Annotated in this window: 20 protein-coding genes and 2 pseudogenes; 10 read left to right on the top strand and 12 right to left on the bottom strand. The window is 70.4% G+C overall.

What is annotated here, in order from left to right; translation table 11 throughout:
- Window positions 1-226 precede the first annotated feature (226 nt).
- Together ACIQVZ_RS31945 and ACIQVZ_RS31940 are read left to right on the top strand one after the other, a co-directional pair.
- The gene (locus ACIQVZ_RS31945) at window positions 227-940 is read left to right on the top strand and encodes a hypothetical protein (RefSeq protein ID WP_402454793.1); all 714 of its coding nucleotides are present in this window, start codon (window positions 227-229) and stop codon (window positions 938-940) included.
- A complete protein-coding gene (locus ACIQVZ_RS31940) occupies window positions 937-2253 on the top strand; it encodes a nucleotidyl transferase AbiEii/AbiGii toxin family protein (protein ID WP_402454790.1) in 1317 nt (438 codons plus the stop codon). Before ACIQVZ_RS31945 ends, ACIQVZ_RS31940 begins: the two co-directional genes overlap by 4 nt.
- Before the next feature lie 143 nt (window positions 2254-2396).
- Here ACIQVZ_RS31940 and ACIQVZ_RS31935 read toward each other — a convergent pair whose 3' ends face one another.
- A complete protein-coding gene (locus tag ACIQVZ_RS31935; RefSeq protein WP_402454787.1) occupies window positions 2397-3275 on the bottom strand; it encodes an alpha/beta fold hydrolase in 879 nt (292 codons plus the stop codon).
- Window positions 3276-3386: 111 nt separating this feature from the next.
- Between ACIQVZ_RS31935 and ACIQVZ_RS31930 the strand changes: the two genes are divergently transcribed.
- Entirely contained in the window at window positions 3387-5459 is a 2073-nt protein-coding gene (locus ACIQVZ_RS31930) for a BTAD domain-containing putative transcriptional regulator (protein ID WP_402454784.1), read from the top strand.
- A gap of 93 nt (window positions 5460-5552) precedes the next feature.
- On the opposite strand, the gene ACIQVZ_RS31925 is transcribed toward ACIQVZ_RS31930, so the two are convergent.
- Window positions 5553-7691, bottom strand: a complete 2139-nt coding sequence (locus tag ACIQVZ_RS31925) for a HelD family protein (protein ID WP_402454781.1) — start codon at window positions 7689-7691, stop codon at window positions 5553-5555.
- Window positions 7692-7981: 290 nt separating this feature from the next.
- Between ACIQVZ_RS31925 and ACIQVZ_RS31920 the strand changes: the two genes are divergently transcribed.
- Window positions 7982-8170, top strand: coding sequence for a hypothetical protein (locus ACIQVZ_RS31920; protein WP_402454779.1), 189 nt, complete (start codon window positions 7982-7984; stop codon window positions 8168-8170).
- A 146-nt stretch (window positions 8171-8316) separates the two neighbouring features.
- Window positions 8317-8889, top strand: a complete 573-nt coding sequence (locus tag ACIQVZ_RS31915; RefSeq protein WP_402454777.1) for a dihydrofolate reductase family protein — start codon at window positions 8317-8319, stop codon at window positions 8887-8889.
- Window positions 8890-9078: 189 nt separating this feature from the next.
- Here the strand turns inward: ACIQVZ_RS31915 and ACIQVZ_RS31910 are convergent, their stop codons facing one another.
- Complete coding sequence (locus tag ACIQVZ_RS31910) at window positions 9079-10923, bottom strand: ABC transporter ATP-binding protein (RefSeq protein WP_350878967.1); 1845 nt, start codon at window positions 10921-10923, stop codon at window positions 9079-9081.
- A gap of 190 nt (window positions 10924-11113) precedes the next feature.
- Complete coding sequence (locus ACIQVZ_RS31905; RefSeq protein WP_350878968.1) at window positions 11114-11338, bottom strand: hypothetical protein; 225 nt, start codon at window positions 11336-11338, stop codon at window positions 11114-11116.
- Between the two features lie 482 nt (window positions 11339-11820).
- Between ACIQVZ_RS31905 and ACIQVZ_RS31900 the strand changes: the two genes are divergently transcribed.
- Window positions 11821-12501, top strand: a complete 681-nt coding sequence (locus tag ACIQVZ_RS31900; protein WP_402454772.1) for a hypothetical protein — start codon at window positions 11821-11823, stop codon at window positions 12499-12501.
- A 70-nt stretch (window positions 12502-12571) separates the two neighbouring features.
- On the opposite strand, the gene ACIQVZ_RS31895 is transcribed toward ACIQVZ_RS31900, so the two are convergent.
- From ACIQVZ_RS31895 to ACIQVZ_RS31880, 4 genes and pseudogenes are all read right to left on the bottom strand, one after another.
- A complete protein-coding gene (locus ACIQVZ_RS31895; RefSeq protein ID WP_350878971.1) occupies window positions 12572-13852 on the bottom strand; it encodes a ParB N-terminal domain-containing protein in 1281 nt (426 codons plus the stop codon).
- Window positions 13852-14364 (bottom strand): annotated as a pseudogene (locus ACIQVZ_RS31890) (ParA family protein); the annotation flags it as partial. The gene ACIQVZ_RS31895 and the pseudogene ACIQVZ_RS31890, both read right to left, overlap by 1 nt.
- A gap of 573 nt (window positions 14365-14937) precedes the next feature.
- Entirely contained in the window at window positions 14938-15519 is a 582-nt protein-coding gene (locus ACIQVZ_RS31885; RefSeq protein ID WP_402454769.1) for a hypothetical protein, read from the bottom strand.
- Between the two features lie 127 nt (window positions 15520-15646).
- Window positions 15647-16597, bottom strand: coding sequence for an alpha/beta fold hydrolase (locus ACIQVZ_RS31880; protein WP_402454766.1), 951 nt, complete (start codon window positions 16595-16597; stop codon window positions 15647-15649).
- A 196-nt stretch (window positions 16598-16793) separates the two neighbouring features.
- Between ACIQVZ_RS31880 and ACIQVZ_RS31875 the strand changes: the two genes are divergently transcribed.
- Together ACIQVZ_RS31875 and ACIQVZ_RS31870 are read left to right on the top strand one after the other, a co-directional pair.
- Window positions 16794-17405 (top strand): TetR/AcrR family transcriptional regulator, encoded by a 612-nt coding sequence (locus tag ACIQVZ_RS31875; RefSeq protein ID WP_350878976.1) that lies wholly within the window; start codon window positions 16794-16796, stop codon window positions 17403-17405.
- Window positions 17406-17614: 209 nt separating this feature from the next.
- Window positions 17615-17944: a hypothetical protein gene (locus ACIQVZ_RS31870; RefSeq protein ID WP_350878977.1), complete on the top strand. Its 330-nt coding sequence runs from the start codon at window positions 17615-17617 to the stop codon at window positions 17942-17944.
- Between the two features lie 192 nt (window positions 17945-18136).
- On the opposite strand, the gene ACIQVZ_RS31865 is transcribed toward ACIQVZ_RS31870, so the two are convergent.
- The 4 genes and pseudogenes from ACIQVZ_RS31865 to ACIQVZ_RS31850 form a co-directional block, all read right to left on the bottom strand.
- Window positions 18137-18733, bottom strand: a complete 597-nt coding sequence (locus ACIQVZ_RS31865; protein ID WP_402454761.1) for a SixA phosphatase family protein — start codon at window positions 18731-18733, stop codon at window positions 18137-18139.
- Window positions 18730-18932 (bottom strand): annotated as a pseudogene (locus ACIQVZ_RS31860) (hypothetical protein); the annotation flags it as partial. The gene ACIQVZ_RS31865 and the pseudogene ACIQVZ_RS31860, both read right to left, overlap by 4 nt.
- A 454-nt stretch (window positions 18933-19386) precedes the next feature.
- Window positions 19387-19785: a hypothetical protein gene (locus ACIQVZ_RS31855; RefSeq protein WP_402454758.1), complete on the bottom strand. Its 399-nt coding sequence runs from the start codon at window positions 19783-19785 to the stop codon at window positions 19387-19389.
- A gap of 1200 nt (window positions 19786-20985) precedes the next feature.
- The gene (locus ACIQVZ_RS31850) at window positions 20986-21267 is read right to left on the bottom strand and encodes a hypothetical protein (RefSeq protein WP_402454755.1); all 282 of its coding nucleotides are present in this window, start codon (window positions 21265-21267) and stop codon (window positions 20986-20988) included.
- Between the two features lie 2923 nt (window positions 21268-24190).
- Between ACIQVZ_RS31850 and ACIQVZ_RS31845 the strand changes: the two genes are divergently transcribed.
- Entirely contained in the window at window positions 24191-24415 is a 225-nt protein-coding gene (locus ACIQVZ_RS31845; RefSeq protein ID WP_402454857.1) for a hypothetical protein, read from the top strand.
- Between the two features lie 240 nt (window positions 24416-24655).
- Window positions 24656-25228, top strand: coding sequence for a hypothetical protein (locus ACIQVZ_RS31840; protein ID WP_402454752.1), 573 nt, complete (start codon window positions 24656-24658; stop codon window positions 25226-25228).
- The last annotated feature ends 10 nt before the right edge of the window (window positions 25229-25238 follow it).

The raw sequence follows: 25238 nt of genomic DNA, 5'->3' as shown, positions 1-25238 counted from the left end.
ATCGACACGTCCTCGACCTCGGGGCTGACCTCGCCCGAGGACTCGCGGCGCGCCACCGGCCGGTATGGCGACAGGACCGCGACCGGTCCAGCGAAGGCCCGCTGCGCACCCGGGCGGGCGAGGCGTTGTCACAGGGGCTTGGCAGGATGCTCCCATGCTCGCCATCCGTCCTGACCAACACCATGACGATCAGTCAGATCCTCCCGGCCTCCGGGGGGACTTCGAGGTGCACCTGACCGTGGAGCCCGGCGCCGCCGAGGCGCTGGCCGGGTGGGCCGAGGGTCATGGCCTGAAGTTCACCCACATCCTGCTGGCGCGCGGCGCGGCGCCCTCGCAGCCGATGCTCACCCTGCGCGCCAACGGCTCGTTGGACGAGGTCGCTGCGGCGACGTCCGGCACCACGGGCCGGCTGGCTCGGGCCGGGTTCACGGTCCTGCGGACGAAGATCGAGGCCACGCCGTGGGCGGCGGGCGTTCCGGTCTCGGACGAGGACGCCCTGCCGCACGGGGCGCGCCGGTACTTCGAGCACCACGTCAAACTGCTGCTTCCGGACCCGCTTCCCACGGCCGACCTCGCCGACCTAGCCGACCCCGCCCGCCTCGCGGACCTCGCCGAGTTGGCCGTCCACCACGGCGCACACCTGTCGCACAACCCGCGCCGAATACGCGACGACGGCCGGCGCGAGTGGTTCGTGACGCAGCGGTGCCGCCTGGTCGGCCTGAGCACCGCGGGCCGCCGCCTGGAGGCGCTGCTCCAGGGCCTTGCCGCCGACGGTCGCGAGGTGGTGTCGGTGGAGCGCGAGTTCGTCGCCGTGGACAGCGACGAGGCCCTCGACGAGGGATGGATCAGCGAGCACGAGCACGAGCACGAGCAGAGCCACGAACGCGAACAGAAGCACGAGCAAGAGCAAGAGCAAGAGCAAGAGGGAGACCCGCGATGACCGAGGACCAGCCCCAGTCGCCAGTGGCGTGGGAGGAACTGCAGTACGGGCCGTGGCAGGGCGTCCTGCTTCCCCGGCAGCCGCCGCCGGAGGACGTCCGCGAGGACCAGGGCCTGCCCAGGAGCGTCCGCCCGATCGACGACGAGGCGGTGAGCCAGCAGCCGGTCTTCGACCCCGCCCTCGCCGGGTACACCCGGGCCCTGCGGCCCAGTGAGCCCGCCTTCACCGACCCGCAGCTCGCCCAACCGTGGCTCGCCGCACGGCGCGAGGCGCTGAACACCGTGCTGTCCGCCGTCGCCGGCTCGCAGTGGGCCGAGCACCTGGTCCTGCGCGGGAGCGTCCTGCTGCGGGCCTGGTACGGCGAGCAGGCACGGGAGCCGGGGGACCTGGACTTCGTGGTCCGCCCGACGGACTGGCAGCTGGCGGACGAGCGCACGGACCGCATGTTCGAGGAGCTCGCCGCCGACGCCGAACGGCTCTCGGGCGCGGTGCAGCTGCACGCGGACCAGGCGGTCAGCGACGAGATCTGGACGTACAGCCGGATTCCCGGGCGCAGGCTCGTCTTGCCGTGGTCGGCACCCGGCGTCCCGGGCGGGACCGTCCAGCTGGACTTCGTCTTCACCGAACACCTGCCCGTCCCACCGGAGTCCTACCAGCTGCCCGGCGTCACGGGCCGGTTGTTCGCTGCCACGCCACAGCTCTCCCTCGCGTGGAAGATCCTCTGGCTGGCCTCGGACGACCACCCCCAGGGCAAGGACCTCTACGACGCGGTCCTGCTCTCGCGCACCGACGAGGTGCCCTACGAGCTGCTGCGGCAGGTCTTCACCCAGTCCGACGAGACCTGGTCGCGCTGCCCGCTCCTCCCGGAGCAGATCGCCGGGCTCTACGCCGACTGGGACGAATTCGCCAAGGACTACCCGCAGTTCACCGGGCCCGTGGAGGAGTTCCCGGCGCAGCTGCTCGCCGGGCTCAGCGCGACCTTCGCCGACCACGGCGAGTACGCACTGCGCGCCCAGTGGCTGGCCCCGCTGATCGAGGAACTGCGGGAGGTGCTGGCGCGCGAGGGCATGGACGAGGTCCAGTTGCGGATGTCCCGGCAGCACATGGCCCCGGACAACTCCCTGGTGATCACCCGCGAACTGCTCGGCGGCGACCTTGAGGGCAACCTCGAAGACGCCCGCCGCGCCGTCGCCGCCCACCTCGGCGACAAACCGGACCGGAAGGGCCGCAAGCTGGCGGAGGCCGCCGCCCGCTACGCCGCCGAGCTCGCCGAGCTCGCCGACGACCACCCGGCGGACGGCGCCCACAGCTGACACCGACCCGGGCGGGTACCCGATGCGGGAAGAGGTTCCCGACCACCGAGGAAGCCCGAGACTCGCCGACCGACCGCCCGTGGCCCGGTCGGTCGGTCAGTCGGTCGGTCGGTCAGTCGGTCGGCGAGCCGGGAGCGGGCGGTTCAGCGGGCCAGCAGCTCCCGGATCGCCTCCGCGATCTCGTCGGGTGCCTCCTCGGCCATGAAGTGCCCCGCTCGGGTCAGCCGGTGGTCGAGGTCCGGCGCCCACGCCTTCCACACCGCGGCCGCGTCGTAGCCCAGCTGCGCGCCCCAGTCCTGTTGGACGACCGTCACGGGCATGGCCAGCTGCGACCCCGCGTCCAGGTCGGCCTGGTCGTGCGTGACATCGATGCCCGCCGAGGCCCGGTAGTCCGCGACGATCGACGTCACCGCCGCCGCGCTCGCCCGCAGGTATTCGGCACGGACGTCCTCGGGAACGGCGGTCGCGTCGTCGGCCCAGGCGTCGAGGAACGAGCCGAAGAACGCGTCCGCGCTGTTGGCGATCATCGTCTCCGGCAGGCCCGGAGGCTGCGCCATGAGGAAGAGGTGGTAGCCGACCGCCGCCGGGACGCCGTGCAGGACGTTCCACATGTCGAGGGTCGGCACGACGTCGAGGATGCCCAGGTGGGTGACGGTCTCGGGGTGGTCCAGCCCCGCCCGGAAGGCGACCAGGGCGCCCCGGTCGTGGCCGACGAGGGCGAAGCGCTCGTGGCCGAGCGCTGCCGCCAGGGTCACGACGTCGGCGGCCATGGTGCGCTTGGCGTACACCTCGGGGTCGGTGGCCGCCGGCTTGTCGCTGGCGCCGTAGCCCCGCAGGTCGGGGCAGATCACCGTGTGTTCGTCGGCGAGCCGCTCGGCAACGTGCCGCCACATCAGGTGGGTCTGGGGGAAACCGTGCAACAGCACGACCGGGCTCCCGCTGCCGCCGACGGCGGCAGCCAGTTCCACCCCGTCCGCACCGGGCAGGCGGACGTGGTCGAAGCCGGGAATGGTGAGCGTCATGAAGGGCCGTCCTTGTCGGTCGTGGGCTGACCGGACCAGCCTGGGCGACGGCGATCAGCAGCCGATCAGTACGGTCGAGCGCAGCCGCCCCCCGGCACGGAGGATGGGGGCATGCGAATCGACGTGCTCGGTGCCGTGCGAGCCCTCCGCGACGACGGCAGCCCGATCGACCTGGGCGGCCCCCGCCATCGTGAGGTGCTCGCCCGGCTCGTCGCCGCCGAGGGGCGGATGGTCACCACCGACACCCTCGTCGACGACCTGTGGACCGATCCACCGGCCCGCGCCGTGGGCGCTCTGCGCACGTTCGTCGCCGCGCTGCGCCGTGCCCTCGAACCCGACCGGCCGCCCCGCGATCCGCCGCGCGTCATCGTCACCGAAGGGCCCGGCTACGCGTTGCGCCTGCCGCGCGAGGACGTGGACGTCCACCGCTTCCAGGACACCCTGACCCGCGCCCGCCGCCGCCCCGGCACAGTGACCGGCCCCGACAGGGTGACCGGCCCCGACACCATGGCCGACCCCGACACGGTGACCGACCTCAGCGCGGCACTCAAGGACTGGCGCGGCCCCGCGTACGCCGACGTGACCGGCGCCGCATGGGCGCAACGCGAGCGGACCCGGCTGGAGGAACTGCGGCTGGAGGCGGTGGAACTGCGCGCCCGCCTCCTCCTCGACTCCGGTGACTCCGGTGACTCCTATGACTCAGGTGAATCCGGTGAATCCGGCGAATCCGGTGAATCCGGCGAAGGCGCCGGTCTCGTCGCCGAACTGGGCGCCCACGTCGCCGAACACCCGTGGCGCGAGCCGGCCTGGGGGCTGCTGGCCCGCGCGCTGTACCGCGCGGGCCGGCAGGCCGACGCGCTGGCCACCCTCCGCCGCGCCCGCGCGATGCTCGTCGATCAACTCGGACTCGACCCTGGCGCCGAGCTCCGGCGTCTGGAGACGGACATCCTCAACGGGGCCGTGCCCCTCGAAGGCGCCCGTACCCGGTGGCGCGGCCCGGGCGTCCGGCTCGGCCCGCGCACCACCGTGGATCTGGCCCGCACCCTCGCGCTGGCGGGGGGTGACGCCCTCGTCCACTCGCGGCGCGACCGCCTCGCCGCCATTCAGGCGGCGGAACGCACGGGAGACCTCTCCCTGACCGCCCGGATCATCGGCGCCTACGACGTGCCCGCCATCTGGAGCCGGGCCGACGACCCCGAGCAGTCCCGCGCGGTCGTCGCGGCCACCGAGCGCACACTCACCGCTCTCGGCACCGGTGGCACCGGCAGCACCGACGGCCCCGCCGACCTGACGGCCCGCCTCCTGGCCACGGTCGCCGTCGAGAGCCGCAGCGCCGACCTGTCCGCGGCCGAGCTGGGCCGCGCGCGGCAGGCGGCACAACGGGCGGAGGCGCTGGCCCGGCGGCTGGCCGATCCCGCCCTGCTGGTCTTCGCCCTCAACGGGGTGTTCCTGCAGTCCTTCACCCGCCCCGGACTCGCGGCGGTACGGGACGGGATCGGCGCCGAGATCCTCGATCTGTCCGCCCGGCACGAGCTGCCGAACTTCGCCGTACTCGGCCGACTCGTCCGCCTCCAGTCCGCCTCGGCCCTCGGGGACCTCGACGCCGCGGCCTCGCACGCCGAGGCCGCCGAGCGGCTCGCCGCCACCACCGAGGCGCCCCTCGTCCCCGTCCTCACCGAGTGGTTCCGGGCCCGGGCCACGGCCTCCCGCAGCACCGAACCGGGCGGGCCGACCGCCGCCACGGCCGCAGCGCACTACCGGGCCGCCGAGAACGCCCTCCAGCGGGCCGGAATGCCGGGGCTGCACCGCGGCCTGTTCGCGCTCGCGCTCCTCGGGCTGCGCCTGCTGCACGACCGGCCCGCGCCCACCGACCCCCACCTCGACTGGGGCCCGTACCGGCCTTGGGCGCGCCCCCTCGTGCTGCTCGCCCAGGAGCGGGTGGCGGAGGCCCGTACCGCGCTCGCCGCGGTGCCCGAACCGGCGCGTGACCACATGCAGGAGGCCATGTGGTGCCTGGCCGCCCGCGCCGCCGTACGCCTCGGCGAGCCCGGAATCGCCGCACGCGCCGGGGCTTCCCTGAGCAGTGCCCGTGCGGAACACGCCGGCGCCGCCAGTGGAATGCTGACGCTGGGCCCGGTGGCGCGGTACCTGGCGGAGGCGGAGGCATGCGCCGGAGCGGGGTAGGCGGTGCCGCCCGGGTACCCGGCGCCCCCGGCCGGCACCTCACCGTCTACCGGGCCGCCCTCGAACCCGAACCCGAACCCGAACCCGCCCGGCCTACCCCGCGGTCCTGAGCACGCACAGGCGGCGGGTGGCACGGGTGAGCGCGACGTACAGGTCGCGTTCGCCGGCCGGGCGGGCGGCGGTGATCTGGTCGGGGTCGACGACGAGGACGGCGTCGAACTCCAGGCCGCGCGCCTCGGAGGCGGGGAGGAGGCGGACGTGTCCGGGCAGGCCGGCGGCCTCCAGTTCCGGCAGTCGACCGTCCGCGCAGACCACGGCGAGGAGGTCGCCGGGGTGGGCGGCCGTCTGGGCGCGCAGTTCGGCCAGGACGGCGGCGGCGAGGCCGTGGGCCGGGGCGGTGAGGGTGCGCGGGGGTTCGCCGTGGCGGATGGCGCGGGCGCGGGTCTGGTCGGGGGCGATGCGGGCGAGCAGGTCGGTGGTGGCGGCGAGGATCTCCTGCGTGGTGCGGTAGCTGACGGTCAGGGTGTGCAGGTCGAAGCGGCTCCCGGTGTGCGGCTGGAGGGCCTCGTGCCAGTCGCGGGCCTGGGCGGCGGGGCCGGCCTGGGCGAAGTCGCCGACGACGGTCATCGAGCGGGTGGGGCAGCGGCGCAGCACGGCGCGCCACTGCATCGCGGTGAGTTCCTGGGCCTCGTCGACGACGACGTGGCCCCAACTGCGCTGCGGGGGGCCGTCGAGCAGGGCGGCGGCCTCGTCCAGCAGCGGCAGGTCGGCGTCGGTCCACGGGGCGTCGGGGGCGCGCAGCAGGCGGGCGCGCTGGTCGTCGGAGAGGTGGGGCAGGTGGGCGGCGAGGGCGGCGGGGTCGGTGAGCAGGGCGCGGACGGCGTCGTGCGGGGTGAGGGCGGGCCAGTGGGTGTCGAGGACGCGGTCGAGGTGCGGGTCGTCCAGCAGGGCCGCGCGGACGGCCTCGGCGTCGAAGGTGCCGTCGGTTCCCGCGGTGCCGCCGGCACCCGCGGCATCGTCGCTACCCACGGCGTCGTGGGCACGTGAGCCGTCGAGACCGAGTCGGCGCAGGTCGGCGGCGGCGACGCGGTCCAGGTTGAGGCCGGTGAGCTGGGCGACCTCGGCGTCGAGCCGGTCGAGGGTGTCGGCGGTGTCGCGTTCGAGGGTGCGGGTGAGGGCGTCGGCCAGCAGGTCCTTGAACAGGTCGCGGGCACGGTTGTGGGCGAGGCCGTCGGCGGTGGCGGCGCGGGCGGCGGCGGCGAGGTCGGACGGCGGCAGGCGCACCTCCTCCTGGCCGACCCGTAGGGCCAGGCCGTCCGCCGCCGGGGCCTGGTGGGCGCGGACCACGGCGGCCAGGGCGTCGGCGAGGGCGGGGTCGCCCTTGAGGCGGGCGGTCTGCGGATCCTCGGACGCCGCCGGGCCGGGGGTGGCGGGGGCGAGGTCGGCGCAGGTCGCCAGGGCGACGTCGTTCTCGCCGAGCGAGGGCAGCACCTGACAGATGTAGTCCAGGAAGCGGGCGTTGGGGCCCAGGACGAGGACACCGCGTTCGGCGGCGCGCGGGAAGGCGTACAGCACGTAGGCGGCGCGGTGCAGGGCCACCACCGTCTTTCCGGTGCCGGGGCCGCCCTGCACCACCGTCACCCCCCGGTGGCGGGAGCGGACGATCGCGTCCTGCTCGGCCTGGAGGGTGGCGACCGCGGCGCCCATGCGTCCGGTGCGCCGGGCCGACAGGGCCTCCAGCAACGGGCCGTCGCCGATCACGTCCTCACGGGTGGGGTCGGAGCCGTCCAGCAGTTCGTCGCTGACGGCGGCGACGGTGCGGCCGTTCAGACGCAGGTGGCGCCGGCGCCGCAGGCCCATCGGGTGGACGGGCGTGGCCTCGTAGAAGGGCCTGGCGGCCTCGGCCCGCCAGTCCACCAGCAGCGGCAGTTCGTCCGTCTCGGTGTGCAGGCCCAGGCGCCCGATCCGCAGCACGGTGCCGTCGGCGGCGTCGAGGCGGCCGAACACCAGCCCGTGGCCGGCGCCTTCCAGGCGGCGCACCTCCCCGGCCCACCGCGCGGCCGCCACGTCCCGCTCGTACACGGCCCGGGCGCCGTCGGCGGGCGTGGCGAGGGTACGGGCCAGTTCGGCGCGCGTCTGCTCCAGGCGCCGGTCGTACTCGGCGCACACGGCCCCCACCTGCGCGTCTTCCGCCTGCACCTGGCACTCGGCACGGTCATCGCTGTACGGCACGACGGGCCTCCTCTCGGGTTCGGGCCGTCACTATGCGGGGGCGGGCGGGGGAAAGTAAAAGTTGACGAACGTGCCGCCGCTGCGCCCTCGGCTCCGCACTTCCCCAACTCTCCAGCTACTCAAGAAATCTGACGTAACATCAGTCATCGACACGCGAGCAGTCACCGAGGACGTCGAGGCCGCACGCAAGCGGCCGGCGACGGCGGACGACCGAACCGGCACGCCATAGGCCGCCCCCATAGCGCCTGCTGACATTTCGTCTTTGCCTCCCCCTCTTTTCCGGCCGCACCGTGAAACAGCTCGACGAGGCAGGCACCCACCGCGATTTCCCCGAAGCGTTCGCGCTCCCAGTGGAATTCACACCTGAGCGCCAGGCCGATTCCCATTCCGTCGAGCGAACGAACCTCCTGTCCGACCGGGCGAGCTGGCTGACGGGCGGCAATCTCGTCGTGGACGGCGGCGAATTCCCCAGGGGCTGACGGCAACGCACCTCGGCCCCGGCCGGTGGCCTCGTTCGGTCGGCACGGTTACCTTGATCACATCGCCGGCCGGCAGCAGGGCGTCCGATGCCGACCAGGTCGGCGGGCCCGGAAGAATCCAGATCCGAGACACCGAGGAACCAGAGATGCGCACCCTGATCAGCACCGCCTTCATCTCGCTCGACGGCGTTGTCGAAGGCCCGGGCGGGGAGCCCGGCTACCGGAACTCCGGCTGGACCTTCAAGGACGTCGAGTTCCTTCCCGAGGCCTTCGAGATCAAGGGGCGGGAGCAGCAGGAGGCCACCGCGATGCTGCTGGGCCGGGCCAGCTACGAGGCGTTCAGCCAGGTGTGGCCCGGCATGGCGGACTTCGCCGACTACAAGGTGATGCCGAAGTACGTCGTCTCCACCACCCTCACCGAGGACGACCTGGTGTCGAACTGGGGCGAGACCACGATCCTGCGCTCACTCGACGAGGTTGCCGCGCTGAAGCAGACCGAGGGCGGCCCGATCATCGTGCACGGCAGTGCGACCCTGAACCAGGCCCTCTCCGACGCCGGTCTGGTCGACCGCTACCACCTGCTCGTCTTCCCGCTCCTGCTCGGCGCGGGCAAGCGCCTGTTCAGCACCACGGACAAGGACGCCCAGAAGCTGACGCTCGTCGAGCACGAGGTCTACCCCAACGGTCTGCAGAAGCAGGTCTTCGACGTCGTCCACTGACGTTCCCCGCAGACCCGGACAGCCCCCGCGCCACTGCGCGGGGGCTACAGGTCCGCGAGCCAGGGATGCCCCGGGTGTACGCGGGCGAGCAACTCGGCCAGGCTCCCGCGCTGGGCCGGGGCCATCAGCGGGACGGTCGACAGGCCCGCAGGGCCGTGGCCGAGATCGGTACGCCCGGGCACGCACGCCTCAGGGGACGGCCTCCACGGACTCGCCCGGCGGGTGGTGCAACCGGTTCAGGCCGGCGTAGGCGGAGCTGCGGAGGAGGAGCTCGGTGTGGGTGCCGTGGGCGACGATCCGGCCCTGGTCGAGCAGGACGATCTGGTCGGCGTCGCGGACGGTCAGCAGGTTGTGCGAAATGATGATCGTCGTGCGATCGGCCATGAGCAGGCGTAGCGGGCCCATGATCCGTTGGCTCGACTCCGCGTCGAGGGCCGTGGTGGGCTCGTCGAGGATGAGGACGGGGGCGTCCCGGACCATCGCGCGGGCGATCGCGAGGCGCTGGCGCTGGCCGCCGGAGAGCAGCCGGCCGCGCTGGCCGACCAGGGTGTCGTAGCCGTCCGGGAGGCGGGTGATGAACTCGTGGGCGTCCGCCGCCCGGGCCGCCGTCAGGATCTCGGCCTCACTCGCCTCGGGGCGCCCGTAGGCGATGTTCTCCCGGACGGTGCCGTGGAAGACCAGGGTCTCCTGGAGCACCACCGCGACGTTCTCGCGCAGGTCGGTGAGGGCGAGGTCGCGCAGGTCGAGGCCGTCGAGCCGTACCGCGCCGTCGTCCGGATCGTAGAAGCGCAACATCAGCTTGGCGATGGTGGACTTGCCCGCCCCGCTGGCGCCGACCAGGGCCAGCGTCTCCCCCGGCGCCACCTCGAAGGACACCTCCGACAGTGCGGGTGCCTCCACGTCCGGGTAACGGAAGGTGACGTCGTCGAACTCGATCCCGCCCCGGGCGCGGCCGATCGGCCGGGGGGTGGCGGGATCGGTCACCTGTGGACGCTGGTCGAGCAGTTCGATGATCCGCTCGGCGGCGGCGGAGGCCGCGTAGAAGGTGTTGCCGAGCCCGGACATGCTCTGGATCGGGCCGTAGAGCCTGCTCAGCAGGGTGAGGAAGACGATGAGGCCGCCGAAGGTGAGCCGGCCGTGCACGAGTTCCCAGGCCCCGAGGCCCATGACCACCAGGCCGCCGAGCAGTTCGACGAAGTCGACCGTCGGCCCGTAGAGCGCTCCGATCCTGGTCGAGGCCATCGCCGCGTGGTACCGGCCGATGCTCTCGCGCTGGAATCGGGCGTGCTCCCAGTCCTGGCGGTTGTACGCCTGGACGAGCGCGATGTTGCCGAGCGTCTCCTCGGTGACCGCGCTGATCGAGCCGCTGCGCCGGCGGCGTTCGCGCGAGGCCGCCCGGATCAGCTTGGCGAAGCGGCGGGCGGTGAGGAAGAACAGCGGCGCGGCCACCAGCGCGACCAGGGTCAGGTCCCAGCGCAGCACCAGCAGCAGGCCGACGTAGATGCAGAGCCGCGCCACCTGGCCGAGCGCGTTGACGATGCCGGAGAGCAGGAAGGTCTCGACCGCGTCCACGTCGCCGGTCACCCGGGACAGCACGTCGCCGAGCCGCCGGCGCTCGAAGAAGCCCAGCGACAGGCCCTGGATGTGCCGGAACACGTCCGACCGCAGGATGAGCAGGAAGCGTTCGCTGACCCAGGTGGAGATCACCCGGCGGGCGAAGCCCAGGACTCCGGAGAGCAAGGTCAGCCCCGCATAGGCGAGGGCGATCGGCAGGAACAGGTTCAGCCGGTGCGGAATGAGCATGTCGTCGATGACGATCTTGAACAACCAGATCTCCATCGCCTCGATCGCCGGGCCCACCGCGACCAGGGCCAACAGCACCACCAGCCATCGGCGGCCGCCCTTGGTGTAGGGCCAGAACCGCCGGAAGATCCCCAGCAGCGGGACCGGCGGTGCTGCGGCGACCAGATCGGAGGTCTCGGCGACCGTGACCAACCGTCGCAGAGCCGACCGCAGGCTGTGTTTCCTCGTCATCTCACGGTCTTCTCGCTCGTCCCCGAGCCCAGATCACTTCCGGATTGAGAGGAACTCCCGATCAAAGAGGCCCTGTTCCGGAACGGAAGATCTCCGCACGCACTGCCTGGTGGGCCACCCGGGTCCACTCCCGGCCGACACGGCAAAGCCGGGCACACATGCCCGGCCCGCTCTCACAGGGAAGCGATCCTTACCACCGGCCTCCGTAGCCTCCGTAGCCGCCGCGGTCGCCTCCGTAGCCGCCGTAGCCGCCACGGTCGCCACCGAAGTCGTCGCGGAAGTCGTCGTAACCTCCGTAGCCGCCGCCGTAGCCGCCGCGGTCACCACCGAAGTCGCCGTAGTCGCCACCGCGACCACCGCCGCCCCAGTCGTCACGGAACCGACCGAAGGACCGGAACTGTCCGAGGAATGACATGACCAACCTTCTTTCGAAGTTCCCCTCGATCCATCGTCATCCTCACCCCCGCAATGCACAAGCATCGATTGTGCAAAATGTGAAAATTTAATGATTCTTCCGGATTGTCCAAATCGACGGGCTCCCGCTTCGATTTCCCGGTCAAAAATCCCCCAAGAAACCGAGCGTGACGAGCCGCCACCCAATCCGCTGATTTCGGGGTGAGCCATTGCTCCCGAGCAATCATTCACCTCAGGTCATAGCCATACAGCCATACCGAACCACCCACTCCGGGCAGTCAGTCCGACTGAGCGGCTGCGGGAAGTCCTCCCGGCCGTCCAGCCGGCCGATGAGTCGCTCGGACAGGCTGAACGGTTCGGGGAAGAGGAGTGGCGCAGGCACCCGCACGCGAACTTTCGGTCGGCCGAAACCGTTCTCCGCCACTACTCCAGTCCGCGACGAGGCCTCCTCCGGGAGCACGGCATTGGGCTATGGTCGGTCCCATGCTGACGGAGTGGGCCTGGATAGCAGCAAAGCTGGTGACGGCTCCCGAGACGAAGATCAAGGTCGTCGACTACGGATACCGGCCGTTCGGAAAGTACACCGAGGCACGTCGCAACCTGCTGGAGCACCTTGAGGACGAGAAGTCCTGCCAGGACTTCAAGGACGCCGCCCGCCTCCTGCGGGCGAACCGGAAAGCGACCAGCGTGGTCTACAGCCCGCTCATCTGGCTGATCCACGATCTCCCCCAGGGAGATGACAGCAAGAGAGCGAGCTACCAACTCATCAAGCGGCTTGAGCCGAGCCTGACCGAGCAGCTCCTGCCCGGCCTGGCGACCTCACAGGTCAGCCAGCACGCCCGCCTGGGCGTCGCCCTGCGGGTGCTCAGCGTCGAGGAGGTGTGCGTTCTGCTGCGCTGCAAGCCGCAGAAGGCGAGAGCCCATACGGAGATCTGGCTGTCCGGTCGACTCAAGATGCGCACCCAGCACGTTGCCTACGGCGCGGTGTGCCGCAGCCATCGGGACGCCGCCTGCACCGCCTGCCGCGGTGGCGCCCAGTGGGAGTGGGCGAAGCCGTTCCTGGCGAGCGACCTCGTACAACACCTGCTGTCGTACCGCATGAGGTGCTATCTCCCGTACGACGGGACACCCGTGCCGCCCGGGACGTACGAAGCCGGCCTTTGAGCGACCCCGTTCGGATGGCCGATCCGGTGCCCGCCCCGTGCGAACGACGGGGCGGGCACCGGAGGACGCGTCAGCTGTTGGTCGTCAGCAGACGGTTGGCCAGGGCGTCGGCGAGGCGGTAGGCCTCGTCAGCCGAGAGGGTGCGGCAGATGGCGTCGGCGAGTTCCTCGACGTCATGCCAGTCGACATCACCGAGCTCTGCGGACGGAGTGGCCGACGGCTGCTCGGCCGGGGAGGCCTCGGCTCGCTGTTCCGGCATCGGAAGAGGCTCGGAATTTTCCGCGGAAAATCGCTCGGCGCCCGGAGCGGACTCCGTACTCGAAGCGGGCTCGGTGCTCGGAGCCGACTCGGAACTCTCCCCCGCGCCGGAACCTGCGGACTTCGACCGGGTAGCCGAGGCCGCCGGTTCCACCGGCGACGGATCCGCCGGCGACGACGTGACGGTGGCCGCAGACGTGACGGTGGCCGCAGCCGCAACCGCGCCCTCCGCAGACCCACTCGCGGGTGCAGCGGGTCGCTGTGGCGCGGGCTCGGGAGCCGCCCCGTCGGCGGAGGCCTGAACCGCCGCCGCCCGGGCCCCCAGCTTTGCCGCCCGCTTGGCGGCAACGGCGTCGGCGTCGGCCTGGAGCAGCTGCTCCAACTGCTCCGTCTGCTCGGCCAGGGACATCGCCTCGATGCCCTTGACCGATCCCAGACGGCGGGCGACGTTGATGGAGATGCCCTCCTCGCCCCGCGCCTTGGCCCGCACCTGCCGCTGCAGCTCGGGGTGGAGCTTGAGCAGGTTCTTGCGGTGCGAGATCCAGCTCTGGGACCAGCCCTCCGCCTCGGCGGCCTCCTTGGCGGTGCCGTACTGCGCCACGATGAGCAGGACCGCGTTGGCCTCCTCGATCGGGTCGAAGTCCTTGCGCGCCATGTTCTCGTCGAGCGCCGCGCGCAGCAGGGTCGCCTTGGAGTCCGCCACCGAGTCGTCGACGACGACGAGCAGCTGCTCACGCCCGTACAGCGCGGCAGCGGCCCGGCGCCGGTTGCCGTTGACGATCACCACGTCCTGCGGGCCCGCACCGAGCAGCCCCTCGTCCTCCGGCCAGAGCCGGAGGTACGCGTCCGGGGTGACGGCCAGGCAGCTCTGCAGCTGGCGGTCCTTGATGCTCGCCAGGTCCGACAGATCGCCCAGGTCGTCGCGCGGGTTGCGCGGGTTGGGGAGGCAGTTGGCGGTGGGAACCCACCGGGCCGGAGAGTCCGGTCCCGTGGGGACCCACCGGGCCGGAGTCTCCTGGTTGCTGACCACCCCGGGGGCGTCGACGACCGGGTCGGCCGCCATCGAGGCGAAGGAAACACGACGGCCGGCCATCAGCGACCCCCGTACCCGAGTTCGAGGGACAGTCGGAAGAAGTCCTCGCGCGCCCGGTAGGCGGTGCCGCTCTCCTTGTACTGGGTGACGACCGTTCCCTCGGCCACCGCCCGGGAGTGGATCTTGTAACGCCGCAGGACCGTCTTGGCCCGCGGCCACCCCTTCGCAGCGATGTACGCCTCGGTGTCCTCCAGGTCGGCGCGGCCGTCCCGGGGGTCCCAGTTGTTGATGACGACCCGGAAGGGGATGTCCATCGGCTCGATGACCTTCTGGATCGTCCGCGCCGTCGGGTCGAAGCACAACGGCTCGGTGATCATCGGGACCAGGACGTCATCCGCTATCTCCAGAGCACTGCGCAGGATCTCCTCGTCGGCCAGGGTGCCCGGCGTGTCGATGAAGATGTGCTCGTACTCGTCCTTCTCGCCGAGGACGTCGAAGGTGCACGCCGCGAGGTTCACCGTGGTCGTGGTCTTGCCGACGCCGCCCTTCTGGTTGGCGATGACGTGGACCTTGGCACCGGTCTTCTTGAGGTGGAGCAGTTGATCGGCCTGGTCGTGCGCCGCCATGAAATCGAAGGGAAGGTTGTCTCCCACCCGCTCCGCCCAGACGACGGCCGATCCCTGAGGGTCAGTGGACACGACAAGTACAGATGGCTTCATGATGTTCCGTTCTCTCCGTGGGCTTCCCGGGCCGCTTGCCCGGTACTGCGGATGTCCGCCGATCAAAGCCGGTGACGGCGGACTGGAACAGCATTCCAGATGATCAGGCCCGATGCCGACACGACCCGCGTGTCATGAAGCACAATGTCCGTTTCTCCGGATCCCTGATTTCCGAGGACGCCCCCGGATATCCCCGCCGACCCGGCCCCGAATCCCGCCATCGCACGAGACCGTGACGCACGGGCAGCGCCTCAGCGGGAGGAACGCCGAGGGGGTTGGAGCGATTCCGCAGCCGTAGAGCCTGCGCACTCCGTGACCGTTCCGGAGGGACCCATGCCAGAGCCCGAGAACGAACAGCGGACGTTCACCACTTCGGAAGGCTCGACGATCAACGCCTGTTCGATGTCCACGAGCAGGGGCAGCACCTCAGTAGAAGAAGAGGGACAGGTCTTCCAGCGAGCCCGGGCCGGTGAAGAAGCACTCTGCGGCAGCCAAGTTGTTCGCGAACCGTGGCTCGCGCTCGGCGAGCGCCTGGTTGAGATCCTGTCGTTGCCCCGAAGGCTGGTCACGGCTGGCGGCGTTGCGGTCCGCGATCGTCTCCAGCATCAACTGCTGCCATCGCTCGCCCTGTTCGGCGAGGGCGTAGATGCCCGAAAGCAGGTCGGCCATGCCCATGGGCCGGGTGAGGGACGAAGGCTCCCTGTCCACGACGGGACGAAGTTCCCAGCCGCCGGCTCGTGCGGCGAGCCGCAGTACGCCGGCCCAGTTCGCGATGCGTCCGAGGCGCACGTACGGCGACTCGTCGTCGTACGGGGGTAGATGGCCGCCGTGCAGGGGGTTGGTGGCCGTCATCACGTCGGCCAGGATCTGGCGCTCCGTCGCGGTCAGTACCCACGAGCCCTCCTGCTGAGCTTCCAGGGCGGCGCTGGTCCAGTCCTCGGCGGCAGCCAGCCGGGAGGCGAAGTCCGCCGGGTCGTCGACGAGGAGTGGTGCGGGCTCAGTGGTCACAGCGGTCAGTATCCGACGCCTACCGACGGGCGTTCGAGACGGGACGGGCAACGATCGTCGAGGCCGTGTACGCGGAGTCGACCTCGCGGGTCGGGGCGGTGGGGCCGACGCGGGCCGTGGGGGCCTCCTAGGAGCCCTCCCCGTCCCGGTACGGGGCCAGAAAGGCGGTCAGGGCGGCCAGCATCGCCTGCGGGGCCTCCTCGGCCGGGTAGTGGCCGCAGTCGGGGAGGACGAGGCCCCGCACGTCGTCGGCGGCGAGCTTCATCGTCTCGCTGACGGAGGCGCCCAGGTTCTCCGCTCCTCCGATCGCCAGGACGGGCAGGGTCAGCCGTCGGGTCCTGCGCTCCTGGTTCTGAGCGATGGTCGTGTCGAGTGCACGGTAGAACTCGAAGCTGGCCCGCAGGGCTTCCGGGTCGGCGGCGAGGGTGTCGACGTAGTGCTGGACGGCGTAGTCGGGCAGTGCCTTCGCGGACTTCGTGGCGAACTGGTGGCCGAAGTAGAGGCGTTCGCGTCCGCTGACCAGCTGTTCGTTGACGCCGGTGAGGCGGTTGAAGGCGAAGTGCCAGAGGCGGTCGTTGGCCTCCCGGCTGCCGAGGAGAGGCGGTGAGGCGGACAGCCCCGGGATCGCGGCCTCGGCGACGGCGAGGCGGTCGAGCCGGTCAGGGTGGTCCGCAGCCAGGGCGTAACCGGTCCACATCCCGACGTCGTGGCCGACCAGGGCGAACCGCCGGTGCCCGAGCGCGTCCATCAGCGCCACCAGGTCGCGGGCGAGCGTGCCGGTGTCGTACCCGCCCGGGGGTTTGTCGGACAGTCCGACGCCTCGCGGGTCAACGGCGACGACCTGGAAGTCCTGTGCCAGCGCCTGCATCAGGAGACGCCAGGCGTACCACGTCTGGGGCCAGCCGGCCACCAGCAGCAGCGCAGGCCCTTCGCCGCCGGTGACGGCGTGCAGGCGCAGTTCGCCGGTGTCGACGTAGCGACTGGTGAAGGTGCCGGCGAAGCCGGCCGGGAGGTTCGGCACCTGGGAGACGGAACCGCGGCCTTCGGGCGTGGGCGGGCGGGTCGGCAACAGACTCATGATCATCCTTCGGAGGCACAGGGTTGACGGGTCCGCCGAGACGGCGGGAACCGCTCCGGTCCGGCTGGCGGCTGGCGGCTGACACGCTAGCCATCTTGGACTGATCAGTCAAAGATGAACTGACCGATCGGTCCAAGATGCGGGTAGGCTCGTCGCGAAGACGTGGGACAGCAGAGAAGCGGGAGAGGTACACACCGTGTCCGGCCGGAAGCAGTTCGACATCAGCGCGGCACTGGACCAGGCCATGCAGGTGTTCTGGCAGCGCGGATACGCCGACGCCTCGCTCGATGCCCTCGGTTCGGCCACCGGCCTCGGCCGCGGCTCCCTCTACGGCGCCTTCGGCAACAAGGACGCCCTGTTCGGCCAGTGCCTCGACCGCTACGCGTCGATCTACGGCGAGCAGTACGAGCAGGCGCTCGCGGCACACCCCGGTGATCCGGTGCGCGCGGTCGAGGCGTTCTTCGGCGTCGTCCTGGACCGCATCGCCGACCCGTCGGTCCCCTCGGGGTGCCTCATCGCCCAGTCCGCCGCGCAGTCGTCGACGCTGAAGGACGAGAACAGCGCACAGGTGCGCGGCCTGCTCGACGTACAGCGCCAACGGGTGCGCACGGCCCTGACGGACTCCTCGGCCGATACCCGCACGCTCGACGAGCTCGCCGTATTCGTCGTCGCCGTCAACCAGTCGCTGGCCGTACTCAGCCGCGCCGGCACCCCCGACGCCGAACTGCGCTCCGTGGCCCGGCTCGCCTGCACGACAGTGGCCGACACCCTCGCCCGGGCAGCGCCCGAGGACCTCACCCGCGGCTGACCAGCGCGCAGGACGAAGGCAACAGCCATCCCGCCATCGACTTCCCGGCGCTACGACGGCCCGGTCACGGACCAGGCCGCACGGCAGGCACGGCGTCGAACCGACCGAGCTCTAACGGGCATTGGAGAAACACCATGCACCCCTGCGCAGCGCCTGAAGCCCGGACGAGGCGGACGGCATGGGCCGCGTGGGCAGCGTGGGCGGCCCCGGTGCTGGTCAACGTCGCGCTGGGGTTCGCCGCCCTGGTCCCGCTGATGTTCACGTTGGTGTTCTTCCTCAACTACCCGCTGGTCTGGCTCGGGCTCGGACAGCGCGAACCCACCGAGAACGACGGCCCGATGGTGTGGGTGGTGGCCGGCGTCGTCGTCTGGACGGTATTCGGCCTGCTGTGGTGGCTGGTCAACCTCGGGCTCCGCGGGCTGACCGGCCTACGGGGCCGCCGTTACTGGTGGGTGAGCGCCGGACTGCTCCTGGTACCCACGCTCGTCTTCTCCCCGTTGCCCGACGGCCCCTGGACCGTGCTGCGCTGGCTGGCCTGACCGGCCCGTCCCCCAACCGCACGGGTACCTGTACCCGTGCCCGTGCCCGTGCCGCAGCCGATGACCTTGCAGGACATCCTCAACTGGCAGGGCGTCCCGGTGGCCTGGCACTGCCGGGTGAACTGGTTGCGGTCGCAGTCGCCCCAACCGGCGTGGGACGCCGGGCGCATCGACGCCCCGGGGTGCGCCTTCTCAACCTTGCGACGGCGTCCAGAACGCGGTGATCCTCGCGGCTCCGGGCCCGATCCCCTGCCAGGAACCGTCGAACTCCAGGACGGCCACGGAGGCGGTCGGGAACCCGGACTCCTCCACCCGCTGCGAGAGGTCTCCGTCGGCCGTTCCGACGAGTAGCCGGACCAGCTCGGGCAGGCTCGGATTGTGTCCGACGACGACCAGGTCGCCCACGTCGTCCGAACTCCCCCGCACCATCGCGACCAGCTCGCCGATCCCCGCTTCCCCCCGATGGATCTTCACACTGAGGTCGTAGAGCCCCTGCTCGTGGACCGTCTCGGGGAGCCGCGGCAACGCGGCGCCCACGTGTTCCCAGGTCTCCCTGGTCCGGCGGGCGCCGGACACCCGCGCGAGATCGGGCGTGATGCCGGAACCCGCGAGCCATCGTCCGGCCCGGGACGCCTCCTCCCGCCCCTGCTCGTCGAGACGCCGTTCCTTGTCGACCGCCGTCTCCCGTTCAGCCTGCGCATGACGGATCAGCACAAGCCTTCGGCCGGTACCCACGATCACGTTGACCTCCCCATGTCCGCGGGCCGTGGCGCGGCCCGGCGGAATCACTTGACCCTTTGCATCCGAACACTATCCGGCGCGGGTTGCTGATCGTTTCGGAATGCTGTCCGGTGTCGCCGGAAACAGATGATGCTGCAGGCGAGTTCGAGGAGATCCTGGTGGAGGCCGGCGCATCGCTCGTAGCCGATGCGGAGTCGCTTGAACTGGTACAGCCAGGCGCAGGCGCGCTCGACGGCCAGCGCACCTTGCACGGCTTCGCGAAGGCCTCCGCCATCGGGAGCCGTTCGCGGGCGACTTCCAGCCGACAGGCGCGGAACTTCTCGCGCAGACAGTGGAGTTCGGCCGATCCGGCACCGTACTCGCGACGGTCATGTCGCGCCCGATGACCAGATACCTGCAACTGGCTTTCACGGCAGGCCTCGTGCGGGGTGCGATGACACACCACATCACGGGCTCTTCAACCAGGCGGCCGGCAACCCGAAGACCAGCTCGTCCAGTTCAGGTGTTGCGTTCCCGACTCCCGAGCGGACTTTCACAAAGGTCTTGTTGTTCAACCGAGTTCCGTTCGTTCGGCAAGATCTATTGGTCAACTACCTTGACATAGAAGCGAATTGATGACCGTAACTGGCTCAACTTGATCGCGGCCGTCGTGATGCGGCACCACCTGGGCAACGGCGCCAACCAGTGAGGTAGGCGGCGCCCTAGTAGGCCACCCTCCCGAGGCGGTTGCACCACAGGCCGGTCCTGGCGTTGACGAAGTGCTCGTCGCCGTCGCGGCCGGCGAACGGGGCCCACCGCGCTCCCCACCACGGGTCATCCCGCCGGTCCGGATCGTCGGCGTCCCAGATCCTCATCCGCAGGGTGCGGATCTCGACGATCCTTTCCCTGGAGTACGGGGGGTCACACGGAAGGACAGCGATGCAGGTGTCGTCTCCGTCGTGGCACAGCAGCGACTCGCGCAGATCGGCGGGGATCTCGAACGCGAGCCGCCCCTCGGTGCACCCGACGGCTTCGGGCGATGCCCGCGGGCGAAGCTCGGCCAGGCTGGCCGGTGCGTTCTTCGCCAGCCAGGCGTCAATGAGGTCCCAGGGCTCGGTCACCGCATCCGCACCGCCCCATCTCTTCTTTATGCGAACCAAATACCGAAGGGCCCGGACACCGCAGGAAGGCTACGGGTCGGCATGCCCGGCACCAGGTCGTCCGAAAACAGCGCCGTATCGAGATTTGTTTATTACTGGTCTTCTAATGTCTTTTGTGTTCAGGCCCTTGAACGTGAAGTGGCCTGCGGCCTGCAACCTGCCTCTGACCGCTGAGGGGTCGGCTCCCGAGGCCTCGAAGAGGCCACTCGCGCTCACGCCTACGCCGGACGGGTGCCGAACATCGCGCCCACTCCTCCTTCCGATGGAAGGTCGCCCCCGGCTCCCCCACCTCCTGGCCGACCCGGGTCCGTGGCAGCACCCGAGGTACCGGCCATCCATGCCACCATCAGGCTGGCCGCGGCTGCGGCCGCCGTCGTAAAGCCCGCCACGAGAACTCGCCTCAGCGACTACGACGATGACGGGCACTATCACGTCGAGGAGCTGGCCCTCCCCGATGCGGATGCGATCCTCGCCATGCTGAGGGCGCTGTGCCCGCGGCCTGCTGGCGGGGCTGCCTGCTGGTGCAGACACGGAGCCTGGCGTACCGGCTCGTGTCTCTGCCACGGTCGGGCGAGCCAGCACTGATGCGGAAGGCGGCACAGAGCCTGTGGCTGCAAAGCCCGGATTGGGACGACGTCGAGACTGCGGTGAGCACTTCCGAGGCCATCGGTCCGGCCGGATACGAGCTGATGGTTCGATCATGAAGGCAGAGGCGCCGTAGACCAGGTCAAGCGGCGGACGTGGAGATGGCGAACTCGGCGCCGCTTCGGAAGGGGTCAACCCGGACGGCGTGGGTCAGCGGTACGGGATCCCCTTGAATGAGCCGGAACCCGAACCCGGGTCCGAGCCCTGGTTGTGTCACACGTGAGCGTGCGCTGGCCAGCCCGCTGATCCGGATGCTGATGCTGCTCCCCCATCGAAACCCTCGAATTTTCTGCGGAAAATCCGTCGGCTGACTGGTCGACCGACCGGGCTCCGACCGGCGCGAGCGCTGTGCCCCGGTTCCCAGCAAGCGGCCCCCGCCCTCGCGGCACAGGAATTGCCGCCGGCTTCGGCTCCCCTTCGGTCTCCTACGAGGGAGCACCTATCACGGCAGGTAGGGGTGGTCCTCTCCCCCACTGAGGCACGCTGTGAAAGTGATCAAGCCGATCGCCTGATACGTCACAACCCTTGGATGGCTTCACCCAAGTCGGGACCGTAGGCGACCCAGCAGATGATTGAGCCGTCGAGGTCGAGCTCGCCCATGTACCAGTCGTCGTCCGCTCGCACGAGGCACAGGCCGTGAAAGGACAGGATGACATCGGGTCGGAGTGAGACGTAGTCCGCGCGACCGTGCTCCTCAACCACGACCAGTCGTTCGAGGGTGAGCAAGGCGGCTTCAGAATCCCCTGATGCGGAGCGCACTCGCTCGATCGTCCAGCCGTCGGGCAGTCCATCGTTCACCGCCGCATGATCGCAGCGAGGGGCGTTTCGCAGCTACTCGTATATGGCGGCGATCGACGTGGTTGCCTCGTAGCGGACAGCCAACTCGTCATACCCCGTCGCCGGCGTCGAACTTCTTTCGGCTGCGGATCTGGTAGGTCCGCCCCAGGATGGTGTTGATGGATGCCGCGCCTGCACAGGTAGGCACGGTTCGTCCGAGAGTCATAGAGCCTCTCAACGCGGACCGTGGCAAGACGCGCGCGGTCATCCGCCACCGAGGCGAAGACCAACAGCGGCCTTGCCCCTGCCCGACCGCCGACGAGTTTTCTGCGGAAAATCGGCGGGCCGCGACCCCTGGCCCGGACACAGTCGTGCTGTCCGGAGCCTGCTGCGACGACGACCCAGCTGCCTACGCCGGGCGCAGGAGCACCCAGCACGCTGGTTCCGGTAGGCGCCGCCAATGGGCACAACCACGATGACGAACATTCATCGTGGGCCACACCCATCCAGCCCGAGGCAGATGCGCCGCTTCCTCCATGCCGGATCGGTCACCTCAACGACTCCCCCACACACGACTGAGACTCCGGCACAACCGCAGGCCAATGATGCGACCCGCCGGCCCACCCCACATGGTCCGGCCAGGCAAGCCCGCAGGGTCGTTCGCCAGCCGGCCGGGACCCCTCGGATTGCGGTGAACCGCGCTGCGAAATTTTCCGCAGAAAATTCGGTGGACCCCGGGAAGGGCACTGGGGCAGCCCGGGGGACTGCTGGGTTGTCCCTGATGACTCGACGCGCCGTCCGGAGCTCGCTGCACGACTATTGCCTGCCGGCCAGCCAGCAGAGGCGGCATCTACTTCAAGCTGGATCAGTCGCCTCCGCGACTCCCGCACACAAGGCTGAGTCCCCATCACAGCCGCGGGCCGATGGCACGGCCCCGTCGGAAAGGACCGACGCACTCTGCCCGGGCTCGCCCCCATGGCCGTTCGCTAGGCCCTGTCCGAGTGGCGCTCTCTTCGGATCGCGGGGCTAGGAAGCCCGGCTACTGCACCACGTCGCGGAATTTTCTGCAGAAAATTCCGAGGCCCCAAAGAGAACACCTGGACGGCCCGAGGGATTGATCGGCTCCCGCGATGACGTCACATGCCGTCCGGACCCTCTCCAACGACGTGTGCCCGCCATGCTCTGCCGACGGCAGCGCGCGAATCCATGAGCCCGATGCCAGCCAGCGCACACACCTGCTCTGCCGACCATCCGCCACCGGGGCAAGGAGCCGTGGAAGTTCTGCCCACGACTGCCCTGGACGCGGAAAATTTTCCGCAGAAAATCGCCTGCTCCAAGCTCGCTTCGAGTCGAGTTGCCCGCTGGCCCAGCCGGGCGTTGAAGTGCCCACCGCACTGGTTCTGGTAGGCGACGACGGCGGGCACTGCCACGATGGCCACCATCCATCCTCAACCACGCCCGTCCAGGTCGAGACTGACATCCCGTTTCCTCCCGCGCCCAATCGGCAGCTTCGGCAGCTCGCACACACAGCTGAGCCCCACCGCAACCGCAGGCCGATGCCGAGACTCTCCGCCAGAAAAGGCACCAGCGCAGTGTGACCGGGACCGCCACCAGGTCGTTCGCCGGCCAGCCGACTGCCGCTCTCTTCGGATCGCGGGACCAGAAAGCCCGGCTACTGCAGCACGTCGCGGAATTTTCTGCAGAAAATTCCGAGGCCCCAAAGAGAACATCTGGACGGTCCGAAGGACTGACAGGTTCCCCGAGACGACGTCACATGCCGCCCGGACCCGACTCCAACAGCGTGCGTCCGCCATGCTGCGTCAACGGCAGCGAGCGCGCGCGAATCCATGAACCCGATGCTGGCCAGCGCACGCAGCTGCTTGCCGGCCATCCACCGGCGAGGCAAGAAGCGACAGAAGGTTCTGCCCCACGCTGTCCTGGCAGGGAGAATTTTCTGCAGAAAATCGCCCAGCCGTGGTCCCTTAGGCGGGACAGCATTGTGCCCGTGCCGAGCGCAGGAGCGCCCACCACACTGGTTCTGGTAGGCGACGACGGTGGGCGCTGCCAGGATGGAGACCATCCATCCTCAACCGCGCCCGTCCAGGGCGGGACAGAATCCCGATCCGTCCCCCGCTGAACCGGCCGCTTCGACTGCTCCCCCGCACACAGTTGAACCCCATCCCAACCGGAAGCCGATGCTGGGACCCTCCGCCGGAATGGACCAACGCACTCTGCCCTGGCCCGCCCACAGGATTCGTTCGCCAGCCGGCCGAGTGCCGTTCCCTTCAGAGCGCTATGGAGCAGACAGCCGGGCTGCTGGACCATGCCGCGAAATTTTCCGCAGAAAATTCGGGGCCTCAGAAGGACACTGAGACGGCCCGCCTTCGCCCATGGCAAGCGAGGGCACAGCTCGGGCGAGCCTCCCGCCTTGGCCGCGACGTCGAGAACGACTGCCCCAGGCCGTGTCAGTCAACCTGATCCACTGCGGCCGAACTACGGCCGAAGGTCCGCTGGCGGGCCGCCGATTCCGCAGCGCCCAGTCCGAACGCGCAGAATTTTCCGCAGAAAATCCGGCGGTGGAGAGCAGAGCCAGCGGGGGAGCGGCAGCCCGATCCAGATGACGCGTCGGCCGCACTCGCTCACTGCCTCCTGAATTTTCCGCAGAAAATTCAGGAGGCAGTGAATGGTCGATCAAGTCGGCAGCTTCCGACGAACCCGTCGACGCGGTGCTCGCATACCCTGAGCAGAAGGTCCGCCGCGCCTTCGCCCGCAACCGGCACGCCGCTCCCGAACAGCACGGCCGGCTGGTCCACGACCCCGATCCGGACGTGCGCAAGCGGGTGGCCACCAGAGCCGATCTGGACCCGCCGCTCCTGGCGGAACTGGCCCAGGACCGGGACAACGCCGTACGAACCCGGGCCCTGCTGCACCCACTGCCGCGGACCTGGCCGCAGCGCGCCGCCATCGACCAGGTCTTCGGACACACCACCGAGAACCCCGTGTCCGTCAAGCCGCGGCAGCCAATCCGTGCCTTCCTCTCGACCTGCTCTCAGCTCTGCTGAACGACCCGGAGCTCGCGGAAGGAGCCGCAGCCAACCCGAACCTGTCAGCTGACCGCCTCCACGAGTTGCTCGACCTCTGCGGACTGCCCGGAGCCGCAACCCCGTGAGGCCCCGACGGCTGCGGGGTCTCAGCGGCCGCTCCCCATGCCCAGGAGGCGAAGTGACGGCTCTGCGGCAGCGTCCGCACTACGCGCCGTCGCCTTTGGCGAACGTGTGGTTGTCGAACGAACTGGCGTGCCCGTGGCCAAGTCCGTAGCCGGAGGCGACGGCCCGGGAGCGCCCGGTTAGGCTGAAGCGGCACGTCAACGGCCGTGGGAGGCCGGGGACGGTCCTGAACGAGGGGGAGCATGAGCGAGCTCGACGACCTGCGGATGCGCCTGGCGGCACTGGAGACGGAGGTCGACCGGCTTCGGAAGGAGTCCGCCGCGTCGCGCACGGGGGCGGCGGTGGCCGGCCGTGGCGGTGCGAAGGCAGGGAGAGCCGCGAAGGCACATACGTCGCCGCGCGGCCGCACCCAGGTGGAGGACGAGATCACCACGGGGGAGAGGCCGGCGGAGAGGCCGGGGGAGAGGCCGGGGGAGAGGGAGGCCGAGACCGGTCAGGCGATGACCTGCCTCGCCGAGGCGCTCGGTGTGCTGGGCGCCGGGCGGGTCCGCCAGGTCGAGGTTCCGCAGACCCAAGTCCTCCGGGCCCGAGTCCTCCAGAGCGAAACCCTACGGATCCAAACGCTGCAACCCGAAAAGCCCCGGGCCGAAGCCCCACAGGCCGGCGTTCCGCAAGCAGAGGTTCCGCAGGCCCTCACCCCAGCCCTGGAGCCTCAGTACCGTACGCCCTCGCAGCACGGCCGGTTCCTGGACAGCCTCCTGGCGGGGCAGTCGGCTCTCTTCGAGGAGAAGCGCCGCCCGGACGCCGAGCCGTAACCGCCGGAGC

It is taken from the genome of Kitasatospora sp. NPDC098663 (genome assembly GCF_044760075.1).
GTDB lineage: Bacteria > Actinomycetota > Actinomycetes > Streptomycetales > Streptomycetaceae > Kitasatospora.
This window is presented reverse-complemented; position numbering and strand designations above follow the sequence as displayed.